At 73.2% G+C, this 20,753-nt stretch carries 20 protein-coding genes; 8 read left to right on the top strand and 12 right to left on the bottom strand.

Annotation, left to right across the window (positions count from 1 at the left end; genetic code table 11):
* Positions 1–104 precede the first annotated feature (104 nt).
* Positions 105–1,136 carry a trans-acting enoyl reductase family protein gene (locus K4S16_RS09360; protein WP_149258454.1) on the bottom strand — a complete coding sequence of 344 codons (1,032 nt, stop codon included), beginning with the start codon at positions 1,134–1,136 and terminating at the stop codon, positions 105–107.
* Positions 1,137–1,237: 101 nt separating this feature from the next.
* Here K4S16_RS09360 and K4S16_RS09355 point away from each other — a divergent pair, with 101 nt between their 5' ends.
* Positions 1,238–2,233 carry a helix-turn-helix domain-containing protein gene (locus tag K4S16_RS09355; RefSeq protein WP_149258453.1) on the top strand — a complete coding sequence of 332 codons (996 nt, stop codon included), beginning with the start codon at positions 1,238–1,240 and terminating at the stop codon, positions 2,231–2,233.
* 182 nt (positions 2,234–2,415) lie between these two features.
* A complete protein-coding gene (locus tag K4S16_RS09350; protein WP_149258452.1) occupies positions 2,416–3,954 on the top strand; it encodes an FAD-dependent monooxygenase in 1,539 nt (512 codons plus the stop codon).
* A gap of 37 nt (positions 3,955–3,991) precedes the next feature.
* Here K4S16_RS09350 and K4S16_RS09345 read toward each other — a convergent pair whose 3' ends face one another.
* A complete protein-coding gene (locus K4S16_RS09345) occupies positions 3,992–5,200 on the bottom strand; it encodes an MFS transporter (RefSeq protein WP_149258451.1) in 1,209 nt (402 codons plus the stop codon).
* 47 nt (positions 5,201–5,247) lie between these two features.
* Between K4S16_RS09345 and K4S16_RS09340 the strand changes: the two genes are divergently transcribed.
* Positions 5,248–6,666 carry a PLP-dependent aminotransferase family protein gene (locus tag K4S16_RS09340; protein ID WP_149258450.1) on the top strand — a complete coding sequence of 473 codons (1,419 nt, stop codon included), beginning with the start codon at positions 5,248–5,250 and terminating at the stop codon, positions 6,664–6,666.
* A gap of 130 nt (positions 6,667–6,796) precedes the next feature.
* On the opposite strand, the gene K4S16_RS09335 is transcribed toward K4S16_RS09340, so the two are convergent.
* Positions 6,797–7,309: a MarR family winged helix-turn-helix transcriptional regulator gene (locus K4S16_RS09335; RefSeq protein WP_200841764.1), complete on the bottom strand. Its 513-nt coding sequence runs from the start codon at positions 7,307–7,309 to the stop codon at positions 6,797–6,799.
* A gap of 50 nt (positions 7,310–7,359) precedes the next feature.
* On the opposite strand from K4S16_RS09335, the gene K4S16_RS09330 reads away from it, so the two are divergent.
* Positions 7,360–7,806: a nuclear transport factor 2 family protein gene (locus K4S16_RS09330; RefSeq protein WP_149258449.1), complete on the top strand. Its 447-nt coding sequence runs from the start codon at positions 7,360–7,362 to the stop codon at positions 7,804–7,806.
* Between the two features lie 54 nt (positions 7,807–7,860).
* On the opposite strand, the gene K4S16_RS09325 is transcribed toward K4S16_RS09330, so the two are convergent.
* Positions 7,861–8,451 carry a hypothetical protein gene (locus K4S16_RS09325; protein ID WP_149258448.1) on the bottom strand — a complete coding sequence of 197 codons (591 nt, stop codon included), beginning with the start codon at positions 8,449–8,451 and terminating at the stop codon, positions 7,861–7,863.
* A 33-nt stretch (positions 8,452–8,484) separates the two neighbouring features.
* Here K4S16_RS09325 and K4S16_RS09320 point away from each other — a divergent pair, with 33 nt between their 5' ends.
* Complete coding sequence (locus K4S16_RS09320) at positions 8,485–8,721, top strand: hypothetical protein (protein WP_149258447.1); 237 nt, start codon at positions 8,485–8,487, stop codon at positions 8,719–8,721.
* A gap of 55 nt (positions 8,722–8,776) precedes the next feature.
* Here the strand turns inward: K4S16_RS09320 and K4S16_RS09315 are convergent, their stop codons facing one another.
* Both K4S16_RS09315 and K4S16_RS09310 read right to left on the bottom strand, forming a co-directional pair.
* Positions 8,777–9,955 (bottom strand): DUF3500 domain-containing protein, encoded by a 1,179-nt coding sequence (locus K4S16_RS09315; protein ID WP_200841763.1) that lies wholly within the window; start codon positions 9,953–9,955, stop codon positions 8,777–8,779.
* A 116-nt stretch (positions 9,956–10,071) separates the two neighbouring features.
* Complete coding sequence (locus K4S16_RS09310; protein WP_149258446.1) at positions 10,072–11,145, bottom strand: tyrosine-type recombinase/integrase; 1,074 nt, start codon at positions 11,143–11,145, stop codon at positions 10,072–10,074.
* 383 nt (positions 11,146–11,528) lie between these two features.
* Between K4S16_RS09310 and K4S16_RS09305 the strand changes: the two genes are divergently transcribed.
* Entirely contained in the window at positions 11,529–12,764 is a 1,236-nt protein-coding gene (locus K4S16_RS09305) for a hypothetical protein (protein WP_149258445.1), read from the top strand.
* A gap of 199 nt (positions 12,765–12,963) precedes the next feature.
* Here the strand turns inward: K4S16_RS09305 and K4S16_RS09300 are convergent, their stop codons facing one another.
* Entirely contained in the window at positions 12,964–13,806 is an 843-nt protein-coding gene (locus tag K4S16_RS09300; RefSeq protein WP_149258444.1) for an SDR family oxidoreductase, read from the bottom strand.
* Positions 13,807–13,870: 64 nt separating this feature from the next.
* Here K4S16_RS09300 and K4S16_RS09295 point away from each other — a divergent pair, with 64 nt between their 5' ends.
* Complete coding sequence (locus K4S16_RS09295; protein ID WP_149258443.1) at positions 13,871–14,206, top strand: helix-turn-helix domain-containing protein; 336 nt, start codon at positions 13,871–13,873, stop codon at positions 14,204–14,206.
* A 43-nt stretch (positions 14,207–14,249) separates the two neighbouring features.
* On the opposite strand, the gene K4S16_RS09290 is transcribed toward K4S16_RS09295, so the two are convergent.
* Positions 14,250–14,828: a TetR/AcrR family transcriptional regulator gene (locus K4S16_RS09290; RefSeq protein ID WP_149258442.1), complete on the bottom strand. Its 579-nt coding sequence runs from the start codon at positions 14,826–14,828 to the stop codon at positions 14,250–14,252.
* 97 nt (positions 14,829–14,925) lie between these two features.
* Here K4S16_RS09290 and K4S16_RS09285 point away from each other — a divergent pair, with 97 nt between their 5' ends.
* On the top strand, positions 14,926–15,807 hold the full coding sequence (locus tag K4S16_RS09285; protein WP_149258441.1) for an NAD(P)H-binding protein: 882 nt from the start codon (positions 14,926–14,928) through the stop codon (positions 15,805–15,807).
* A 114-nt stretch (positions 15,808–15,921) separates the two neighbouring features.
* Here K4S16_RS09285 and rox read toward each other — a convergent pair whose 3' ends face one another.
* The 4 genes from rox to K4S16_RS09265 form a co-directional block, all read right to left on the bottom strand.
* Positions 15,922–17,349 carry a rifampin monooxygenase gene (gene rox / locus K4S16_RS09280; protein ID WP_149258440.1) on the bottom strand — a complete coding sequence of 476 codons (1,428 nt, stop codon included), beginning with the start codon at positions 17,347–17,349 and terminating at the stop codon, positions 15,922–15,924.
* Between the two features lie 358 nt (positions 17,350–17,707).
* Positions 17,708–18,445 carry an ABC transporter ATP-binding protein gene (locus tag K4S16_RS09275; protein WP_149258439.1) on the bottom strand — a complete coding sequence of 246 codons (738 nt, stop codon included), beginning with the start codon at positions 18,443–18,445 and terminating at the stop codon, positions 17,708–17,710.
* A complete protein-coding gene (locus K4S16_RS09270; protein WP_149258438.1) occupies positions 18,442–18,975 on the bottom strand; it encodes a PadR family transcriptional regulator in 534 nt (177 codons plus the stop codon). The genes K4S16_RS09275 and K4S16_RS09270 overlap by 4 nt, the downstream gene beginning before the upstream one ends.
* Before the next feature lie 122 nt (positions 18,976–19,097).
* Positions 19,098–20,618, bottom strand: a complete 1,521-nt coding sequence (locus K4S16_RS09265; protein ID WP_235036672.1) for a carboxylesterase/lipase family protein — start codon at positions 20,616–20,618, stop codon at positions 19,098–19,100.
* Between the last annotated feature and the right edge of the window lie 135 nt (positions 20,619–20,753).

Raw genomic sequence — 20,753 nt, 5'->3', positions numbered from 1 at the left:
CCCGAACGAGGGCGCGATGAACGTCGACGAGATCTGACGGGCGCCGGGCCGATCCGAGCCGACGCCCGGGAGGCGTCCGCTCGGTTCGGCCCGGAGAGCCCCGGTCACCGGCGCAGTTCGAACGAGAGGTGTGCGGACAGCGCGTGCAGGAAGTCGGCGGAGTCGAAGATCTGCCCGGCGGAGGCGACCCCGGTCGCCCTGGTCCGGCCGGTGAGGACGCGGTCGACCGCCTCCACCGCGAGCGGCGCGCTCACGGCGTAGATGTCCCGGCCGCTCGCCGTCGCGCGACGCTCCTCGCCGCCGGAGCGCACGACGACCTCGACCAGGAACGTCTGGTCGGAGCGTCCGCGCTCGTCGGCGGCCGCCGGCGCCGGGGTGCCCGGAGCCGACAGGTCCTCGACCGCCTCCACCGTCATGTACGAGCGCACCTCGGGGACGGCCAGGTGGCTGGGGATCGTGACGACGTCGGCCATGCTGAACTCCCCGATGACGGGCCGCACGCCCATCGGCTCGGGAAAGGCCCACTTCACGGACGGGAGGGCGTCGTGGTGGTATTCCAGCTTCCCGCCGGTGAAGCGGACCCTGCGGCCGTCCCGCCGCTCGTGGGAGACCGCACCCGAGGCGCGCGTTCCCGTGGTGGGCCGCCAACCGCTCAACCCGTAGGCGACGTGCACCTCGTCGGCGGCCGTCCAGTCGCCCATCGCCGCGGTCGCCAGCAGGTCGCCGAGGCCGCCGAAGAACGCCATCGCGGGCACGACCGCGGCCCCGGCGTTGCGGGCGCGCCCGGCGAAGTGCGCGAACGTGTCGGCGTTCGCCTCGATCTCGGCCGCGACGTCCACGTACGGGACGCCGGCGCGCAGCGCCGCCTCGATCACCGGGGCGGCCGTCGCGGCGAAGGGCCCCGCGCAGTTGACCACCGCCGCCGCGCCGGCCAGCGCGCGGTCCAGCGACGCCGGATCGCCGGCCGACGCGGGCCGCACCTCCAGCCCCGGAAAGGACTCCGCCAGTGCTTCCAGCTTCCCGGCGTCGCGGCCGGACAGGACCGGGACGAACCCGCGGTCCCGCAGCTCCGCCACCACGAACCGCCCGGTGTGCCCGTACGCGCCGAACACCACGACCGCCTGACCCGAACCCATCGTCTCTCCCGCTGTCCTCGTCCGAACCACTGGATGGATCATGGCGGCGGCGGTCGTCCCGCACGAGCGTCTGGAACGCCATGCCTCATACAATTTCGGACATGAGGACTGTCGCGGTCGCCGTCACCGACGGGATGCTGCACTTCGAGCTGGCGGTGGCCTTCGAGGTGTTCGGCACCGCGCCGGCCGGCGTGACCGGGCCCTGGTACCGCCTCCTGCGCTGCGGGCCGGGCCCCGTCGAGGCGGGCGGCTTCCGGCTGGAGCCCGACCACGGGCTCGACCGCCTGGCGAGCGCCGACACCGTGATCGTCCCGGGGTGGGCCGACGTCGACGCCGACCCGCCCCGCGACCTCGTCGACGCGGTGCGCGCCGCCCATCAGGCCGGTGCGCGCGTGGCCTCCCTCTGCACGGGCGCGTTCGTGCTCGCCGCCGCCGGCCTGCTGGACGGACGCCGCGCGACCACGCACTGGGCGCACACCGGGGTCCTGGCCGAGCGCCACCCCCGGGTCGAGGTCGATCCGGACGTCCTCTACGTGGACAACGGCACCGTGCTCACGTCGGCCGGCAAGGCCGCCGCGATGGACCTGTGCCTGCACCTCGTCCGCCTCGACAGGGGCTCGGCGGTCGCGAACGCGGTCGCGCGCCGCCTGGTCGTGCCGCCGCACCGGGCGGGCGGCCAGTCCCAGTTCATCGCCTCCCCGATGCCCGCCCAGGAGGACCACCCGCTCGCCGACCTGCTGCCCTGGGCGATCGAACGGCTGGACCAGCCGCTGACCGTGGAGGACCTGGCCCGCCGGGCGTCCATGAGCTCGCGCAACCTTGGCCGCCAGTTCAGGTCGGTGACCGGCACCACCCCCTTGCAGTGGCTGCTGACCCAGCGGATCCGCCGCGCCCAGGAACTGCTGGAGACCACCGGCGAGAACATCGAGGCGATCGCGGCGGCCACCGGCATGGGCACCGGCACGACACTGCGCCGGCACTTCAACCGCACGGTCGGCGTCCCGCCCGACACCTACCGCCGCACCTTCCGCCGCGCCGAGAACGCCGCCGGCGAGACCGCGCTCACCGAACGGCGGGCCGCGGCATCGAAGGCGTAGCGACCCCAGCCGGGCCCGTTCCCGGGCGCCTTCCGGCCGCCCCGTCCCGGAGCCCTCTCGTGCTCCTGCCGTAGCCGATCCACCGGCCCGGCTTCAGCGCGGTCCGCGTCGTGACCGCGATTCGTATCCGAAACGGCAGCGTGCCGTCGGCACGGCACGTGCCGTTCACCTGAGGAGAGTGCATGGACGCCGATGTGATCATCGTGGGCGCCGGTCCGGTCGGCCTGATGCTGGCCGGGGAGCTGCGGGCGGCCGGTGCGCGGCCGCTGGTGCTGGAGCGCCGGCCGCGGCGCCGCGACGTCCCGAAGGCCGGGGGACTGGGCGGGCAGATCCTGGAGCTGTTGCGCTACCGGGGCCTGCTGGAACGCCTCGAAGCGGCCTGCGCCGACCCCGTTCCGGCCCCTCGGTTCCCGTTCGGCGGGGTGCACGTCGACTTCACCGACCTGCCGGACACCCCCATGCACGCCCTGCCGCTCCCGCAGCAGCGGCTGGAGAGGCTGCTCGAAGAGCGCGCCGACGAACTAGGGACCGAGATCCGCCGCGGACACCCGGTGGTCGGGGTGAGCCAGGACGATGCCGCGGTCACGGCGGAGGTGCACGGCCCGGACGGGCCCTACCGGGTGAGCGCCCGCTACCTGGTGGGGTGCGACGGCGCGCGCAGCCGCGTCCGCGACCTGGCCGGCGTCGGCTTCCCCGGCACCACCTATCCGGAGGTCAACCGGCTGGCCCAGGTCACCCTGCCCGACACGGTGACCGTGCTCGACGACGGCGGCCTCGACGTCCCCGGCTTCGGCGCGATCCGCCCGGGGTTCACCCGGACCGACCGCGGCCTGTTCGGGCTCGGCTCGTCCCCGGGCGCCGAGGCCGTCTCCGTCTTCACCACCGAGGACGAGGCCACCGAGTACGACGACGACGCACCGATGACGGTGGCCGAGCTCCAGGGCAGCATCCGCCGCGTGCTCGGCGCGGACCTCCCGGTGGGGGAGGCGCTCCGGCTGTCGCGGTTCACCTTCCAGGCCAGGCAGGCCGAGCACTACCGCCGCGGGCGGATCCTGCTGGCGGGGGACGCGGCGCACCTGTTCCCCGCCACCGGCGTGGCGATCAACGCCGGCATGATGGACGCGGTCGACCTGGCCTGGAAACTGGCCGCCGCAGTCCACGGCTGGGCGCCGGCCGACCTGCTGGACACCTACCACCGCGAACGCAACCTCGCCGCCGCCCGCACCATGCTGCACACCCGGGCCCAGGTGGCGCTGCGGCGCGGTCACGACCCCGCCGCCGAGGCGCTCCGGGAGCTCTTCCAGGAACTGCTCACCGACGAGCAGCCGCTGCGCCGCATGAGTGCGCTTCTCTCCGGCGCCGACATCCGCTACCCGATGCCGGGCGCCGACCATCCGCTGGCCGGCGCCTTCGCCCCTGACCTCACCCTCCACACCGACCAGGGCGTCACCAGCGTCGCCGACCTCATGCGCGCCCCGCGGCCCGTCCTGCTCGACCTCGCCGACCGGACGGACCTGCGCGAGGCGGCCCGGGACTGGCGGCACCGCGTCGACGTCCGCACCGCCAAGACCGGTCAGCGGCCGGCGGACGTCCTGCTGATCCGCCCGGACGCCCGCATCGCCTGGGCCGCGTCCCTCGACGAACCCGCCGGCACCGCCGCGCCCGCGCTGCGACAGGCGCTCAGCACCTGGTTCGGCGCCCCGGACCCCGGTTCCTCCTGACCGAGCGCGGGTGCCGTGCCCGCAGGCCGCGGACGTCTCAGCCTTCGGTGGGACCTCCGCGGCCTTCGCGCGCCCACGCTGCGAGTGCGGCGGCCATGAACGCCGCGCCGGTCGCCGACACCGCCGTCCATCCGCCGAACCGGTAGGCGGCCGCGCCCGCGGCGGTGCCCGCCACGCCTCCGAGCGTGTAGAAGGTCATGTAGACCGAGGCGATCCGCGAGCGGGCGCCGTCGACAAGGCCGTAGACCACGCTCATGTTCAGCAGATGGGTGGCGTGGACCGCGACGTCCATCGCCAGGAGCCCGGCGATGAGCCACGGCAGGCTGCGGCCCCCGAGCGCCACCGCCCCGAACGAGGCCACCCCCAGGAGGAGCAGCGCACCGGTCCACGGGCGCTGCCGCCCCCGGTCCGCGACCCGTCCGGCGACCTTCGCCGCGAGGGCTCCCGCGGCGCCGACCAGCGTGAACAGGCCGATCTCCGCTTCGCCGTACCGGTAGGGCGGCTCTGCCAGCATGAACGCCACGGTCGTCCAGAAGACCCCGAAGGATCCGAACACGCCCGCGCCGATCAGCGACCGCCGTCTCAGCACCGGCTCGCTCGCCGCCAGGCGGACGGTCGCCCGCAGTTGCGCGGCGTAGCCGATCGGCACCTCCGCCGCCGACGGCGCCATGGCACGTGCCAGCGCGGCGGCGAGCAGCAGCGTCACCGCGGCGGACGCCAGGTACAGGACGCGCCAGCCGAAGAGCTCGGCGGTGAGTCCGGCGACCGTGCGCGACAGCAGGATGCCCACCAGCCCGCCGCTCAGCATCGTCGCGACCACCCGGCCGCGTTCGTGGTCGGCGGCGGTCGTGGCCGCGTAGGGGACGAGGATGTTGACCACGCTCGCGCTCGCCAGGCCGATCACCGCCCCCGCGGCGAGCAGCGCACCGGCGGTGGGAGCCGTCGCGGTCGCCACCAGGGCCGCCGCGTCGACGAGGAGCAGCACGCAGACCAGCGGACGCCTGCGGACGATGTCCCCGAGCGGCACGACCAGCGGCAGCGCCAGCGCGTAGCCGAGCTGCCCGGCGGTGGTCAGGTACCCCACCAGAGAAGACGAGGCGTAGGAGTCCGCCATCTGCGGCAGCAGCGGCTGGCAGTAGTACAGGTTGGCGATGGTCAGGCCGTACGCCACGGCCAGCAGCCACACCATGCGGCGGGGCGTGCGGCCCGTCCCGCCGGCCCACCGTCCGAGCGCCTCGATGATCACGCCGGCGACGCTACGGCGGAAATGGAGCGACGATAAGATCCGCTTTCGTGTCAGGATCTTGGCCCATTTCCGGGGTCGATCTCCATCTGGAGCTCGACCCGGCGACCGGGCGCCGGGCCGGTCTGGAGCAGGCCCTCCGGGCCGCCATCCGGACCGGACGGCTCGCGCCCCGGGCGCGGCTGCCCGCCACCCGCAGGCTCGCCGCCGAACTGGGCCTGTCCCGCGGCACCGTCAAGGCGGCCTACGACCAGCTCGTCGCGGAGGGCTACCTGGCCGCCCGCCAGGGCTCGGGCACGGTCGTGGCCCGGCTTCCCCACGGCGCCGCCGAGGACTCGGGCGGAGCACCCGGGCCGGTGCCCCCTCGGCTCCGGCACGACCTGCGCCCCGGCCGTCCGGACGCCTCCGCGTTCCCGACCGCGGCCTGGCTGCGGTCCGCCCGCCGCGCCCTGGGCGACGCGGCGGGGGAGGCCTACTCGTACGGCGACCCGCGCGGCCGGATCGAACTGCGCACCGCGCTCGCCGAGTACCTCGGACGCACCCGCGGCGTCCTGGCGTCACCCGACCTGATCGTCATCACCGGCGGATACGTCCAGGCCCTGGCCCTGCTCAGCCGCGTGCTCGGCGCGGCCGCCATCGCCGCCGAGGATCCCGGCGTCACCTTCCACCGCGATGTGATCCGCCGCAACGGCCCGTCCGTCGTCCCCCTCCCGGTGGACGGGAAAGGCGCCCGGACCGACCTGCTCGGCACGCCCGGATTTCCGGTGGTGGACGCCGTGGAACTGACCCCCGCCCACCAGTACCCGACCGGAGGGACGCTCGCCCCGGAACGCCGCCGGGCCCTCGTCGGCTGGGCGCGCTCCACCGACCGCCTCGTCATCGAGAACGACTACGACGGCGAGTTCCGCTACGACCGCCAGCCCATCGGCGCGATCCAGGGCACCGCACCCGACCATGTCGCCTATGTCGGCACCGTCTCCAAGACCCTCGGGCCCGCGCTGCGCCTGGGCTGGATCGTGTCCCCCCGCCGCCTCCTCGAACCACTGGTCGAGGCCAAGCGCCACGACGACCGCCACACCGAGAGCATCGGCCAGCTGACCTTGGCGGACTTCATCACGAGCCACGCCTACGACCGGCATGTCCGCGCCAGCCGGCTGCGATACAGGCGCCGCCGCGACCTCCTGCTGACCCGGCTGGACTCCCGACGGCGTTCCCCCGCCTTCTCCGTCCACGGGGTGGCCGCCGGCCTGCACGTCCTGATCAGCCTGCCCGCCGACGGCCCCACCGAGCAGGATGTGCTCGAAGCCGCGGCGGCCCAGGAGCTGGCCGTGGGACAACTGGGCGACCGCTGGCACACCCCCGGAGACCACACCCAGGGCATCATCATCGGCTTCGGAACCCCCAGCCAACACGCCTACCCCGCAGCCCTCAACGCCCTGACCCGAGCCCTGGACACCTGTTCGCCATAACACCCTCGCCGCACGACACACCGTGGAGCACTTGGAGCCTCGGCCACCGCTGAATGGTCCACCCAGGCTGGCGCGAGGCTCCGTGGACGGGCCTGGCCGTCGGAGGCAACGAGTTCAGCGCCATCGGGCGTCAGGAGGGGAAGCGGACGTCCCGACGGCGTACGCCGTCGGCGCCCCCGAGCGCGTCGAGCAGTTCGACCAGGACGGCGTGCGCGGTGTCGAGCCGTTCGCGCCCGCACCGGCGCGCCATCCGTTCCTGCTGGGCGGCCCTGCCGCGCCGTGCGGCTTCGACGGCGGCCCGTCCCCTCGCGTTGAGGCGGGCCCGCCGGATCCGCGCGTCCGCCGGGTCGGGCACTCGCTCGACGTACCCGAGGCGTTCCAGCTCGGCGACCGCCTTCGAGGCGCCCTGCTGCGTCATCTCCAGCCGGGTGGCCAGCTCACCGATGGTCGGTTCGGCGTCGACGAGATGCTGGAAGACATAGCCGTGCGAGAACCGCAACCCGGTGAAGCCCTCGCGCTCGATGTCCCGGCGCACCTCCTCGGCCGCCGTCAGGCCGACGAACAGGGCGAGGCTGCCTAGATCGAGATCCTCAGGGCGCACGGCATCCGACCCGCCCTCCGGAGCGGCTGATGATGACTCCATGAACCCAGCGTGCACTTGACAACCATAGTTGTGCAACTATGGTTGTGTTCATGTCGCACGACCGTGACCGGGAATCCCGGAACATCGACCTCGCCGTCCGCTATCACCGGGCAGTGTCCGACGGAGCGTCCGCCGAGGAGATCACTCGGTTCCTCGCGCCGGAGATGGTCCACGAGGAAATGCCCAACCTGCTCTTCCCCGACGGGGCGGTACGCGATCTCGACGCGATGCGGGAGGCCGCTGAACGCGGCCAGGACGCCATGGCGGAGCAGCGATTCGAGGTACGCAACGCCATCGCCGCCGGCGACCAGGTGGCGCTCGAGGTGGAGTGGTGGGGCAGGCTCGCGGTCCCCTACGGCCCTTATCCCGTCGGCCACGTCCTGCGGGCCCGCATCGCCGCCTTCCTCCGGATCGAGGACGGCCGGATCGTCGCCCAACGCAACTACGACTGCTACGAACCGACAGCGCCCGACGCCGCACCCGACCTCACGCGCTAGCCTCCACGCCGGCCACCACTCCTGCAGCCGGAACGGTCCCTCAGTCCCGGAGTATCAAAGGGGCTTGCTGGAAACCGACCAGAGCTGTTCGAAGTGTCCGACCGAGCAGCGGACGAACTCAGGTTCCTCGATCCGAAACCCGGTCAGTTGCTGGGCAGACCCGGACGTGAAAGCGAGCAGGACAACCGAGTCGTCGAAGACGGCCATGTTGATGGCGTCGACCCCGAGGGACCAGTCCACCACACGGATCTCGTGACGCGGATAGGCCGAGGTCTCCTGGACGAACCGCTTCACCCACTCTTCCATCTCCGGGTTCGGGGCGCAGACGATCCGCCGCACCGTCCGGTGGCCCGGCAGAGCCGACCACCGGACGACGTCGCTGAAATAGGCAGAGGCGATCCGCGCGGTCTCCCCGTCGGTGAATCCGAGGAAGTACTCGGGCGGCCGATGCCGGATGAAGGTCGTCATGATCCGAAACCTGGCCTGATGCACCTCGGCGAGCATGACCTTGTAGAAATCCTGACCGGTAAGGCACCGCGGCTCACCTGACGCGTCGGCGCCGACCGGAGGTTCGGCGCCGAGTATGCGATCGGTCTCGGTCCAGCGGCCTTTCCACGCGCGCACGTCGCCGCCGCAAGCTTGCACGAGCGCCTCCGTCTGCTCCCACGACGGAAAGCGGTGGCCGTTGAGAACGAGTCGCGCGATGAGAATGTCACCTCGGTGAATCCCCAGGCCTGGCCGCAGGGCGTGCGGATGGACGTAGAGATCGCTGCGATCGTCCTCGCCGTCGCCGGCTCCACCGTCACGGCCAGCGCACTGGCCGCCATCGTCTTTCTCGTCTCCTGCCTGATCAGAACCCTCTGCGCAGGCCGCCTGCGCGTCTTCCGCGGTTCCCCTCCGGAGAGTGGGTCGTGAGCGGTAAGACGTGGTTCTTGCCTGCCGTGTGGATGGGCCTGGTTCCTGCGGTACGTCAGTGGGGGAGAATGCGTGCTCGGTGCTCGGCCAGTTCACACAGCCCGAAGTCCGAGTGCAGGTCGCGCCACACCGAGTGGGCGTGGTTGCCGTCCCGCTGAGTGTTGTTGTACTCGATGAGGATGTTCGGGCCCTGGACTCGGTAGTAGTGCGGTTCACCCTCGTCGGTGCCGCCGGCCCAGCCGAAATGGACCTCATCGAGCACGGAGTCCCGGGCGTGATGGGCGCGGTGCGCCGCGGCGAGGTCCTGTGGAGCCCTGCCGGTGTAGCGGGTGAGGAGCCGCCGCAGCAGGTGGCGTTGTTCGTCGTCCAGATCCCGTGCGCTGATCCCCTTGGACGGGATGGTGATCGCCACCTGCGCGTGGTCGGCCTGGGTGTATCCGCTGTTCGCTTCCGCCCGGCGGTCGATGTCGTTGACGAGTGCGTCCAGCTCGGGGTCCGGGAATCGTCCGCGCCACAGGTCTTGAAGGTGCATCATCGTGTCGCCGTGGCGGACTCGCGGCCTGTTGCCGGAAACGATGTTGGACATCGCGGAGGTGTGGAGCAGCGCTTGCCGAAGCTGGGGCGCGCGGAAGGTCGAGAGCAGTTCGCGTCCTGCGTCTTCGGCCCCTTGGAGGGGCCGAAGGGTGCTTCCCAGGAATTCGGTCCTGGCAGGGTCGGCCCCGATGAAACAGGGAGTCGTGGCAACGAGCCGGTCGGCGATGATCAGATAGTTCAGGGAGATGTGGTGGCCGCCGAACCGCCAGCCCCAGACTTCGGCCCCCGGACGGCCGAAGAGCCTGAGCCAGTACAGGCCGGGGTCGCGTCCGCGCCGGCGGCCCCAGCGGGACCCCCACCCCTCGACCTGGTCCAGGATGTTCTCCAGGCCCATCACCGTGGCGACGGCGGCGAAGCCTTCAGCCGACAGTCCGGTGGCGACCAACTGCATGGCCAAGCTCTGCTGGTGGGCATTCTGGTCACGGACGGCGAGTCCGCCGTGATCGGTCGGGGTGAAGAACCACCGCAGCCGCTCCGTCTCCGCGGTCGAGTCGAGTGGGGAGGGCAGGACCGCGAAGGACAACTGGTGGTCGTCCAGAGCGTCCACCCAGGCGCCGGCGGCGACGCTCATGGAGGCCGCCGCCTTCTCACGTGCTCGCGTCATGGGATCGGGAGCCACACCGCCGTCGTCACTGACCATGCGCGCTCCATTCGTCGGAGACGTCCGACCCGACTTTAGAGGCGGGGGCTCCCGTGCAGCCAGTGCTGCGGGCGGCTCCATGAAGTCTGTTCTCCGTTCGCACCTGGCCTGGACGGTCAGTGGCCGGAGGCGGGGAGGTCGTCGAAGAGGCCGGCGGCCTGGTCGGCGTGCGCGGTCGCGCGCAGGTGCTTGGTGCGGCGCTCCCAGTAGCCGACGGTGGTGGCGGGGTCGACGTGGTCGGCGAACTCCTGCACCTCGGCGAGCGGGACTCCGGCGTCGAGCATGTGGGTGATGCGCGAGGCGCGCCACACGTGCGGGGTGAGGTCCCGGCCGGGCAGCACGCCGGCGGCGCGGCCGAGCCGGGTGGTGATGCGGTCGATGTCGTGCCGGTCCAGCCGGTCTCCCTTGGCGTCCAGCAGCAGCGGCCCGCGGGTGCGTGCGCCGATGTGCCGGTGCAGCAGGTCGGCGCAGCGCCGCGGGAGCGGCATCGTCCGACGCTTGCCTCCCTTGCGGATGACGGACAGGGCGCTGCGGTCGCCGTCGCGGACGAGGTCGGTCACGTCGGCGGCGCACAGCTCGGTGACCCGTCCGGCCAGGCTGTACAGCAGCATCACCACCAGCAGGTCCAGCTCGCCGGTCGCGCACGCGGCCACCGCGCGGACCTGCTCGACCTCCAGCACCGGGGTGGATCCCGCGGTGCGCTCGGCGGTGACGCGGGGCCGGTCGTCCTGGGTGACCGGATTGGCGGGCGGCGGGTCCATCCGCCCGGCGGCGTAGGAGTGCAGGGAGGACAGGCAGGCGACGTAGCGGCCGATGCTGCGCGCCGCGACACCGGCGGCCTCCTGGCGCAGCCGCCACATCCGCACATGCTCGCGGGTGAGGCAGCCGACGAAGAACGCGTCGTGGCCGAGCTCGCGGGCCAGCGGCGCCCAGACCCGGCGCAGATCGTCGGCGTAGGTGCGCTTGGTGGCGGCCGAGCCGCGGCGAGTACTGCTCAGCCAGTCCAGCACCAGCGCGAACGTCTGCGGCGTGCACGCCTCTGCCAGCAGTTCGATGCGTCGCCGGTGGATCCGCCGACCGCCGATCCGGGCGACCTGCACCTGCCCCAGGTCGGCGTCCAGCTTGGCCAGCGCGTCAGCGGCCAGCGGGGTGGCCGGGCGCGCCAACGTTCCGGCCTCCGCTCTCGCCATCCCCGCTGCGGATCGGCCTGCGGAAGCGGGTGGGGGAGCGGCGCCCTCCGCCTCTCCTGACCCGGGGAGGGGACGCGCTTCCCGCACCGAGGCGTCTGCGGGCGCCGGCCCGGTGGACGGCAGCACCACACCTTCGAGCAGGTCTTGAGCGTCCTCATTGATCACGCTGGCAGCCTAGCGCATAACCCGGATTATGCGCTGATCTCATTTCGTCTCCAAGAAATACATCGGCACGTTTCTATTTCTTGCTACAAGATTTCTGACATGATCGACGCGAGGTCCTCGCGGGTGCCGGTCCCGGTGCTTCTGTGGAGGGACCGACCGGCGAGCGCCGTGCTGGGACGGCCAGGTGACGGGAAGCGCCGAGACGGGAGGACGAGACGGTGGCGACTGCTGATGCGGATGGCGCGCGAACGCCGGACGGGGGACTCGGCGGCGCACCGGCGGGGGAGCCGGGCGGTGCTCAGGAGGCCCCCTCCGGGCGGCGGCTTCCGGCCGGCGCGGATCCGGACGCGCCGTGGGGCCGGTGCAAGCACTGCGACACCCCGCTGCCGCGGCCGCCCAAGACCCGCGGCCGGCGGCCGGAGTACTGCCCCGCCGAACGCGATGCCGACGGCCGCACGGTCAAGGACTGCCAGGCCGAGGCGCACGCCGCGGGCCGCAGCCCGTCCGCCGCCGCGGTCAAGGAGCCCCTGGCCGCACTGCGCGCGGTGCTCACCGGCATGGCGGCCGACGCCCGCGCCCGCGCCGCCCGGGAGACGCAGGCCGCCGAGCGCATCGAGGAGATCGTCGCCACCGTCGTCGACCGCAACACCGCGCTGGAGCAGCAGGCGGCCGGGGCCGAGGAGCGCGCCCGCACCGCCGACGAGGCCCGCCGCCGTGCCGAGCAGGGCCACGACGCAGCCCGCGCCGCGGCCGCGGCCGCCGACGACGCCCGCCGGCGCGCCGAGGAGCGCGCCGAGGCCGCCGACGAGGTCGCCCGCGCCGCGCGCGCCACCGCCCAGGCCGAGACCACGGCTCGGCAGGCCGCCGAGGAGACCGCCCGCACGCTGCAGGACCAACTCGGGGACGTCCACGAACGCCTGCGATCCACAGAACACGACCTCACTCAGGCCCGGGGCGAGCTCGACCGGGTCGGCCGCCGCCTGGAAGACGTCCAGGACCAGGCGCAGAGTGCCGCCGACCATGCTCGGGTGCGTGAGCAGGACCTGCGCACCCGGCTCGACCAGGCAAGCGGTCGCCTCACCGAGGCCCAGGGCGCCCTCGGCGCGACCACCGAACAGTTGGAAACGGCGCACAGCGAGCTCGCCCGACTGCGAGCCGCTCTCACCGTCGCTGAACAGGCTGCCCAGGCCGCCGACACGCGTGCCCATGAGGCCGTCGAGCGCGCGATCGGAGAACGCGACACCGCCCGCGAGAACCTGCTCGTCCAGACCACCCGCTTGCAGGCGCGGATCGACGCGCTGACCGCGGAACGCGACGCCGCCCGCGAGGCCGCCACCGCCCACCTCGAACGCGCCATCCGCGCCGAGCACGCCCGGTCCATACCGCAGCCCGCCCCGCCCGCCGCGGACGGCAGCGGCGAACCGTCCGGCGGCGGGTCCTCGAAAGAGGTCTGATCAGGGTCGGCGGAACGCGCCGGTGCATGTCTCCGACCAGCACTGATCGGGGCTTGAGCAGCAGCCGAACGGCCAGTGGCCTCAAGCCGGCCGTGGAGGCTCGGGTCAGCTGCCGGCCGTTCTGTGCGGGCAAGCGTCCAAGGACGGACAAGGAGCGCGCCACGCCTTGCCTACCGACCGGATCCGGCAGCGGTCGCGGTCAGAGGCCGACGTCGGCCAGCCACTGGCTCGTGGTTCGGGGGTGGAGGCCCAGCAGCTTCTGGGCGGAGGTCTCCGGCGTGATGGAGCGGCCCGCCATGGTGCTCATCATCCGGTAGGCCTCCGCGATGCCGGCGGCCGGGCCCTCCCCGAGCAGAGGCGCGACCGAGGTGCGCATCTCCTCGGGAGTGATCGGTTCGAAGACCACGTCCCGCCCCAGCCGGGCGCCGAACGCCTCGGCCAGGTCCGGCCCCGTGATCGCCGGGTACTGGCCGACCGAGACCGCGCCGGCGAGGTCCGGGCGGTCGAACAGGGCGGCGACGGCGTCGGCGATGTCCAGGTGCGACGCCCAGGAGACGGGGAAGTCGGCCCGGATCGGGTAGGGCAGCACGCCGCGCTCGCGGATCGAGCCGAGGACGAAGGGCATGAGCAGGTTCTCCAGGTACAGCTCGGGCGCGACCACCGCGTGGGACACGCCGCTGTCGGCCAGGCCGGCGGCCAGGGCCGCGGCGGCACCGCCGATGGCGGGATCGATCGGGAAGCCGCTGGTGGAGAACACGACGCGGCCCGGCTGGGCGGCGCGGACGGCGGTCAGGATGTTGTCCGCGAAGAGTCGGCGGTCCTCTTCCGCGGCCACCGGCAGGTGGACGAAGACTCCTGCGGCGCCCCGGTAGGCCTCGGTCAGGTCGGCGGGGGAGGAGTAGGCGGCGGAGACGACGCGCGCGCCGTTTACGACGGCATGCTCGTCGCGGCTCACCGCGGTCACGGCCTTGCCGGCGGAGGCGAGAGCGGCGACGACGGGGGCGCCCTGGGCGCCGGTGGCGCCATGGATCACGTAGGTCATGGGGCTATTAGTGCATGCACTGCACCAGTTACATCAACTGCACTAATGGGTTACGGTCGGAAATGTGTCTGATCCCTGCCTCCCCGAGTGCGGCGTCGCCCGGTTTCTCGTGCTGCTGAACGGGCCGTGGGCCACCCTGATCGTGCGTGAGCTCCTGAAGGGCCCGCACCGGTTCAACCAGCTGCGCGAGGCCCTGCCCGGCATCAGCCCCCACACCCTGACCAGCAGGCTGCGCCAGTTCGAGCGGCACGGCATCGTCACCCGAACGAGCTACGCGGAGATCCCGCCGCGCGTCGAGTACGCGCTGACCCCGCTCGGCGAGGGGCTGCGCGACGTCCTGGACGCCATGGGGACCTGGGCCTTGGCGGTGCCGGACCCGGAGGCCGACCTCACCACCTGACGCCCGCCCCGCGACGTGGGCAGAGGGGCTGCAGCGAGCGGCGTCAGCGGGGAGTGCCGGTGCGGATGCCGTCGAGCACGATCTGCAGGTGGCGGCGCCAGTCGGCGTGGCCGCCGGGCTTGAAGTACATGGTGGCGATCACGCCGTTGGCGAGCATCGTGAAGTCGCCGAAGGTGAGGTCCTTCCGGACCCGCCCGGACGCGACCGCGTGGTCGATGATGCGGGCGACGGCCTCGGCGAACTCGGCCTTCTGCCGCAGGACGTCCTCCCACTGCGGCTCGTCGGAGCCCATGAGCGCCAGTTGGAAGCCGGCGTCGCCGTTCGCGGCCTCCAGGTAGCCGCGCAGGACCGCCTCCAGGGCCTCGGCCGGATCGTCGATCTCCTCCGCCGCGCGGGCCAGGCCGGTCATGCCGTGGAAGCGCTCCTGGACGATGGCGGTCAGCAGCGCCTTCTTGTTGGGGAAGTGGCGGTAGAGGGTGCCCATGCCGAGGCCGCAGTGCGCGGCGATGTCCTCCATCTGGGCACGGTGGCCCAGGCGAGCGAACAGCTCGCCGGCGGACCTCATGATCCGCTCGCGGTTGCGGCGTGCGTCGGCGCGCAGGGGCCGTGGGTTCTCGGTCATGGCTTGACAAGCGGAAGCGTAATTCCGGTACTGTGCAGGCGCAAACAGGAACCGGGATTCCGGTTCCGGTTAATCTCGGTGCGGTACTGGAGGTCCCGTGCTCGTCATCACCACTCCCACCGGCCAGATCGGCCGCCAGGTCCTCGAAGGCGTCCTCGACGACGGCGACCGCCCCGTCCGGGTGATCGCCCGCGACCCCTCGCGCCTGCCCGCGCGGGTGCGCGAACGCGTCGAGGTCGTCCAGGGCGCGACGGACGACGTCGGCGTCGTCAGCAAGGCGTTCGCGGGCGCGGACTGCGTCCTGTGGATCGTGCCTCCGAACCCCCGCGCCCAGAGCCTCCCGAGACACATGCTGGACTTCGTCGAGCCGCTGTGCGAGGCGGTCGTCGGCCAAGGCGTCGAGCGAGTGATCGGGCTTTCGAGCCTGGGCCGGGGGACGGCCCGGAACGCCGGTCAGATCTCGGCGGTGTTCGCCATGGACGACCTGATCGAGAGCACGGGCGTGCACTACCGCTCCCTGTGCCCGCCGGGATTCATGGAGAACATGCTCTGGCAGGTCGAGTCCCTGAAGAGCCGGGGCGTGTTCTTCTCCTCGCTCTCCGGCGACCGCAAGATCCCGACATGCGCCACGCGGGACATCGCGGCCGCCGCGGCCGGGCTGCTCCTCGACGCCTCCTGGACCGGGCAGGAGGACGTCCCGCTCCTCGGCCCGGAGGACCTGTCCCACAACGACATGGCGCAGATCATGTCCGAGGTGCTGGAGCGGCCCGTCCGCTACCAGCAGATCCCCGGCGAAGCCCACAAGGCGGCCCTCGTGCAGCACGGGATGAGCGAGGCGTGGGCGCGGGGTGCCGTGGCCATGGCGGACGCCGTCGACCGGGGCATCTACAACGCGCAGCCGCGCACCCCGCAGGCCACGACGCCCACCGGCTTCCGCCAGTGGTGCCGGGAAGTGCTCAAGCCGGCCGTCGACGCCTGAGCGTCCCGGGACCGGCGCCTGGAGCCGCGACCGGGCGGGCCGCGTGGACGCGGGCAGGTGGCCCGCCCAGGGCGCGTGCGCGAAGTCCGAGACGGCGCCGCGCCCTGCGCGCGCTCAGTCGGCGGGGGCGCCGAACCACCTGGGCAGGTGGTCGAGCAGTTCCGTCTGGTCGTCGCCGACCCACGCGACGTGGCCGTCCGGCCGCAGCAGCACAGCGGGGACCCCGAGGTCCTCGCCGGTGTCGACGACGTGGTCCACCCGGTCCGCCCAGCCCGCCGCCGAGAGCCGGCCGGTCTGGTCGAGCAGCAGCCCGCGGCCGCCGTGCGTCAGCTCGTAGAGGCGGCACTGCTTCAGCTCGACGTCCCGCAGCCGGCGGCCGACGAGCGGATGCCCGTCGCCGAGGTCGTAGCGGATCCCGATCGCGATGATCTTCTCGGTGAGGTACCGGTTCACCTCGTCGAAGTCCATCAGCTGCGACAGCAGCCCGCGCACGGCGCGAGGACCCGGCTCGGTGGACAGCAGCTCCATCTGCGCGCGGGTGTTGTCCAGCACGTCGGCGGCCACGGGGTGACGCTCGGTTTGGTAGCTGTCCAGCAGCCCCTCCGGCGCCCAGCCGCCGACCTCGGCGGCGAGTTTCCAGCCGAGGTTGAACGCGTCCTGGATGCCGAGGTTGAGGCCCTGCCCGCCCACCGGCGGGTGGACGTGCGCCGCGTCCCCTGCCAGCAGCACCCGGCCGACCCGGTAGCGCTCGGCCAGCCTCGTGGCGTCGCCGAAGCGGGACAGCCAGCGCGGGGAGTGGACGCCGAAGTCGGTGCCGCCGACCGCCCGCAGCTGCCGCTTGAAGTCCTCGAGCGTCGGCGGCACCGACCGGTCCTCGGCCACCCCCTCGGCGGGGACGACGACGCGGTGGACCCCGTCCCCGACGGGCATGAGGCCGAACCGCCTCTGGGTCTTCTGGACTTCGGCCATCACGGAGGCCAGCGTCTCGGGCGGCGCGGTCACCTCCATCTCGCCCAGAAGCGTCTCGACCCGGGAGGGCTCGCCGGGGAAGCCGACGCCAAGGAGCCTGCGGACCGTGCTGCGTCCGCCGTCGCAGCCGACGAGGTAGCGCGAGCGCAGCCGCGTCCCGTCGGCCAGCTCGGCGGTCGCCCCGTGCTCGTCCTGGCCCACGCCGACCACCTCGTGGCCGCGCCGCACCTCGGCACCGAGCTCGGCGGCGCGCTCGGCCAGCAGCCGGTCGGTGACGGGCTGCGGGATGCCGAGGACGTAGGCGTGCGCGGTGTCGAGCCCCTCGGGCGCGGGCTTCCTGATGCCGGCGAAGAAGCCGCCGAGCGGGTGCTTGCGGCCGTGCGCGAGGAACCGCTCCAGCAGGCCGCGCTGGTCCATCACCTCGATGCTGCGCACATGCAGGCCGAGCGCTCGCACGAACGGGGGCGGCTCCTCGTCCTTCTCCAGCACGAGCACGCGCACCCCGTGCAGGCGCAGCTCGCAGGCGAGCATCAAGCCGGTCGGCCCGCCGCCGACCACGATCACGTCGATCATGAATCCCCATTCACCAGAGCGGTTCCCGGCCGTCCCGCCGGCTCGGCTCTCCCGCGCGCGCCGACTCCCCGCGGACGCGGTGCGGGCCTCGCCGGCGGCGCGCGAAGGCGCCCCCGCCCGCGCGTCGACGCGCCCGGGTCGCTTCCCCGTTCACGCAGGTACCGGCCTCGGCCGACGATTCTGCGGCACGACCGGGGTCTTGCCGCAAGCCCCCTGCTCCGCTATAAGTTGAAAATGGAGGGAGTGCGTTGACTCCCACTCTCCAGCGCCACGCGACCGACCGGGCGCCGCGCAGGACCGTCGTCCCAGCCGCGCCACCTCGCCTGCGACCACCGCCGCGTGAAGCGGACCGCGGCGTTCAGCCGTCGAGTCCGATCAGGCCGTCGAGGCGTCCGGTGCCGCCCGCCAGCCGGGTGTCGTCGATGAACGTCCCGTCGCGCATCGAGACCAGCCGGTCCGCGGTGGCCGCGACGCGCTCGTCATGCGTGACGATCACGAGGGTCTGCCCCGCGGCGCGCAGGTCCGCGAAGATCCTCAGCACGTCGCGCGTCGCCGCGGTGTCCAGGTTCCCGGTCGGCTCGTCGGCCAGCAGGACCCGGGGCTCGTTGGCCATGGCGCGGGCGATGGCCACCCGCTGGCGCTGTCCCCCCGACAGCTGCCAGGGCAGGTGCCGGGCGCGGTCGGCGAGGCCGAACCGCTCCAGCAGGACGGCCGCGCGGCGCCTGGCAGCGCGCGCCGAGCGTCCGGCCAGGAGTGCGGGCAGCTCCACGTTCTCCGCCGCCGACAGCTCCTCGATCAGGTGGAAGGCCTGGAAGACGAACCCGACCGACCGGCGCCGCAGCCGGGCCAGGCCGCGTTCGTCCACGGTGTCGATGCGCCGTCCGGCCAGCCACACCTGGCCGGCGGTCGGCCGTTCGAGGCCGCCGAGCAGGTGCAGCAGGGTGGACTTCCCACAGCCGCTGGGCCCCATCACCGCCAGCGTCTGCCCCGCCGGTACGTCCAGGTCTATTCCGTCGACCGCGCGGACCAGGCTCTGCCCCTGGCCGTGCTCCTTGGTGAGGTCGCGGACCTGCAGCACACCGCCGAACTCGTTCATACATCCTCGGTTTCATCTCCGCGCCGCGACCAGACCCGCTCGCAGGCCTCCAACCAGCGCAGGTCCGCCTGCAGCCGCAGCGCGACTCCTTCCAGCAGCAGGCCGGCGGTGGAGCCGTCCTGCTCGGCCAGCGACGCGCGCTGCGCCTCGCCCAAGCGGCGCATCAGCTCACGGCGCTGCGCGTCCACCAGCTCCACCGGATCGGCGAGCCGGGCGGCGGCCGCCGCGGCGAGCTTGAGGTGGAACTCCGCCAGATCCGGCTTCGGCCAGTCGACCTCGGCGAGCCACGCGGCCACCCGCTGCTGTCCGGCCGGGGTCAGCGCGTACACCTTGCGGTCGGGCCGGTCCGGCAGCCCGTCCGCCCGCTCGCAGACCACCAGTCCCGCCCGCTCCAGCCGGGCCAGGGTCACGTAGATCTGGCCCGCGTTCATCGACCGTCCCAGCGGCCCGAGATCGCGCCGCAGCCGCTCGCGCAGGCGGTAGCCGTGCGACGGCTCCTTCGCGAGCATCGCCAGCACTGCGTCCTGCATGCATCCCCCTAACGGCTAGCCAATAGATAGCGGTTATCTACTGCGGACGTCAAACGGGCTCGTCCCGGCTCTGGGGGTTCGGGAGCGTCCCGGAGTGGTTGCGGACGGGCCGTTGACGACCGCTACTGCGTGAGCAGGGAGAGCGCCGGGAAGGCGTGGTCCTGCCAAAGCAGCCGCGAGGCCTCTTCGGGGTAGGCCGCGGTCATCGGCCGGGTGTCGAAGAGCTGCGTGCGGCGGTGGTCGGCGTCGTACCGGGGCCAGCCCGGGTCGCCGTGAGCGGCGAACGCCGTCCATGCCGAGCGGATCCGCGCGGACAGCTCCTCCGCCTCGGGGAAGGGCGGGTCACCGATCAGCATGGCGGGCCGCCCGCTGGTCAGGTTGCCGAAGACGAGCGGCACGTCCAGGCCGTGGCAGGCGCCGAGGCCCCCGCCCGCTCCCGGGGCGGGCCAGGTGAGTTCGTAGAGGTGGGCCCGGCCGCCGCCGGCGATCTGCGCGTCGGCGAGGCGGAGGCTCGGCATGCGGAACAGCCAGTCGGCGTTGACCAGTTCGTACAGTTCCTCGTCGGTCGCCGCCGGGAACGCCTCCCGGTACCGTCGCGCGCCGTCCGGGCCGGGGGCGAGCAGGCGCAGCGCGGTCTCGGTCTGCTCGTGGGTGACCTGTCCGAGCACGCCGTCGATCAGGCTGAACAGCCGGTGCTCGTCACGGGTGTGCCCGACGAGGAGTTCGACGTCCCGGGCGGCGCCGTCCGCCAGGGCCTGCCAGGGGGTCGCGGGCAGGACGTCGCCGTCGACGACCGGCGCGAACGGGATCGGCCGGTGCGTGATCGGCCCCCACCGCTCCCGCCACCGGCCGATCTCGGCTGAGAGCGCGTCGCCCGCGGCGGGCAGCCGGTCCGGGGCGACGGCCGACAGCCCGGCCGCCGTGGGGCGCGCTCCCACTTCGGCGGCGCAGGCGGCGGCGATGTCGGCGGCCAGTTCGGGGGAGAAGAACGTGCCCGGCACGCTCTGCGCGACCGCCCGGCGGAAGAGGCCCGCGGCGCGCGGCATGGCGAGCAGCGCGGCGACCGATCCGCCGCCCGCCGACTGCCCGAAGACCGTGACCCGGTCGGGGTCGCCGCCGAAGGCCCGGATGTCGTCCTGGACCCACCGCAGGGCCGCGACCTGGTCGAGCAGCCCCCGGTTGGCCGGGGCTCCGTCGATCTGCGCGAAGCCCTCGACGCCGAGGCGGTAGTTGAGGGACACGACCACGGTGCCGCTCCGGGCCAGGTTGCCGGCGTCGTACTCCGGGAGGCCCGCGTTGCCCGTGATGTAGCCGCCGCCGGGGATCCACACCATCACCGGCAGCTTCGCCGCCGGATCCGGTTCCGGTGTCCAGATGTTGAGCGTCAGCCAGTCGTCGCCGGTGGTCTCCGGGGGCTGCGCGAGCATGCCGGACTGCGGGGGCGGCGGGCCGTACGCGACCGCCGGGCGCACGCCGTCCCAGCCGCGCACCGGCTGCGGCGCGGCGAAGCGCAGGGCGCCGGCCGGCGGTTCGGCGAACGGGACGCCGCGGAAGACCGCCGTGCCCGCCTCCCGGACCCCGCGCAGGACGCCGGCCTTCGTGCGGACTTCCGGTTCGGCCCCGGAGAGGCTGGTGACGGCCACGGCGCGGGTTTCCTTTCCGTCGCCCTTTCCGCAGAGCATCCCGGTGCCCGCCCTCCGCGGACAAACCATTTACGGGCGGGACCGTCACGGCCTCGGAGAAGCTCCATGGCCACGCGGGTCACAGGTCCAGCGGAA

This window comes from Actinomadura sp. K4S16, from assembly GCF_008327685.1.
In the GTDB taxonomy this organism is placed as follows: domain Bacteria; phylum Actinomycetota; class Actinomycetes; order Streptosporangiales; family Streptosporangiaceae; genus Spirillospora.
Note: the sequence above shows the minus strand (reverse complement) of the source record. Positions and strands in the feature narration are given on the sequence as shown.

What these genes read in the sequence shown, in the direction of transcription:
- K4S16_RS09270 (WP_149258438.1), bottom strand. Translation starts at nt 18,975, where the DNA reads ATGCAGGACGCAGTGCTGGCGATGCTCGCGAAGGAGCCGTCGCACGGC.
- K4S16_RS09290 (WP_149258442.1), bottom strand. Translation starts at nt 14,828, where the DNA reads ATGACCGAGAACCCACGGCCCCTGCGCGCCGACGCACGCCGCAACCGC.
- K4S16_RS09355 (WP_149258453.1), top strand. Translation starts at nt 1,238, where the DNA reads ATGAGGACTGTCGCGGTCGCCGTCACCGACGGGATGCTGCACTTCGAG.
- rox (WP_149258440.1), bottom strand. Translation starts at nt 17,349, where the DNA reads ATGATCGACGTGATCGTGGTCGGCGGCGGGCCGACCGGCTTGATGCTC.
- K4S16_RS09275 (WP_149258439.1), bottom strand. Translation starts at nt 18,445, where the DNA reads ATGAACGAGTTCGGCGGTGTGCTGCAGGTCCGCGACCTCACCAAGGAG.
- K4S16_RS09310 (WP_149258446.1), bottom strand. Translation starts at nt 11,145, where the DNA reads ATGGCGAGAGCGGAGGCCGGAACGTTGGCGCGCCCGGCCACCCCGCTG.
- K4S16_RS09350 (WP_149258452.1), top strand. Translation starts at nt 2,416, where the DNA reads ATGGACGCCGATGTGATCATCGTGGGCGCCGGTCCGGTCGGCCTGATG.
- K4S16_RS09330 (WP_149258449.1), top strand. Translation starts at nt 7,360, where the DNA reads ATGTCGCACGACCGTGACCGGGAATCCCGGAACATCGACCTCGCCGTC.
- K4S16_RS09315 (WP_200841763.1), bottom strand. Translation starts at nt 9,955, where the DNA reads ATGGTCAGTGACGACGGCGGTGTGGCTCCCGATCCCATGACGCGAGCA.
- K4S16_RS09335 (WP_200841764.1), bottom strand. Translation starts at nt 7,309, where the DNA reads ATGGAGTCATCATCAGCCGCTCCGGAGGGCGGGTCGGATGCCGTGCGC.
- K4S16_RS09360 (WP_149258454.1), bottom strand. Translation starts at nt 1,136, where the DNA reads ATGGGTTCGGGTCAGGCGGTCGTGGTGTTCGGCGCGTACGGGCACACC.
- K4S16_RS09300 (WP_149258444.1), bottom strand. Translation starts at nt 13,806, where the DNA reads ATGACCTACGTGATCCATGGCGCCACCGGCGCCCAGGGCGCCCCCGTC.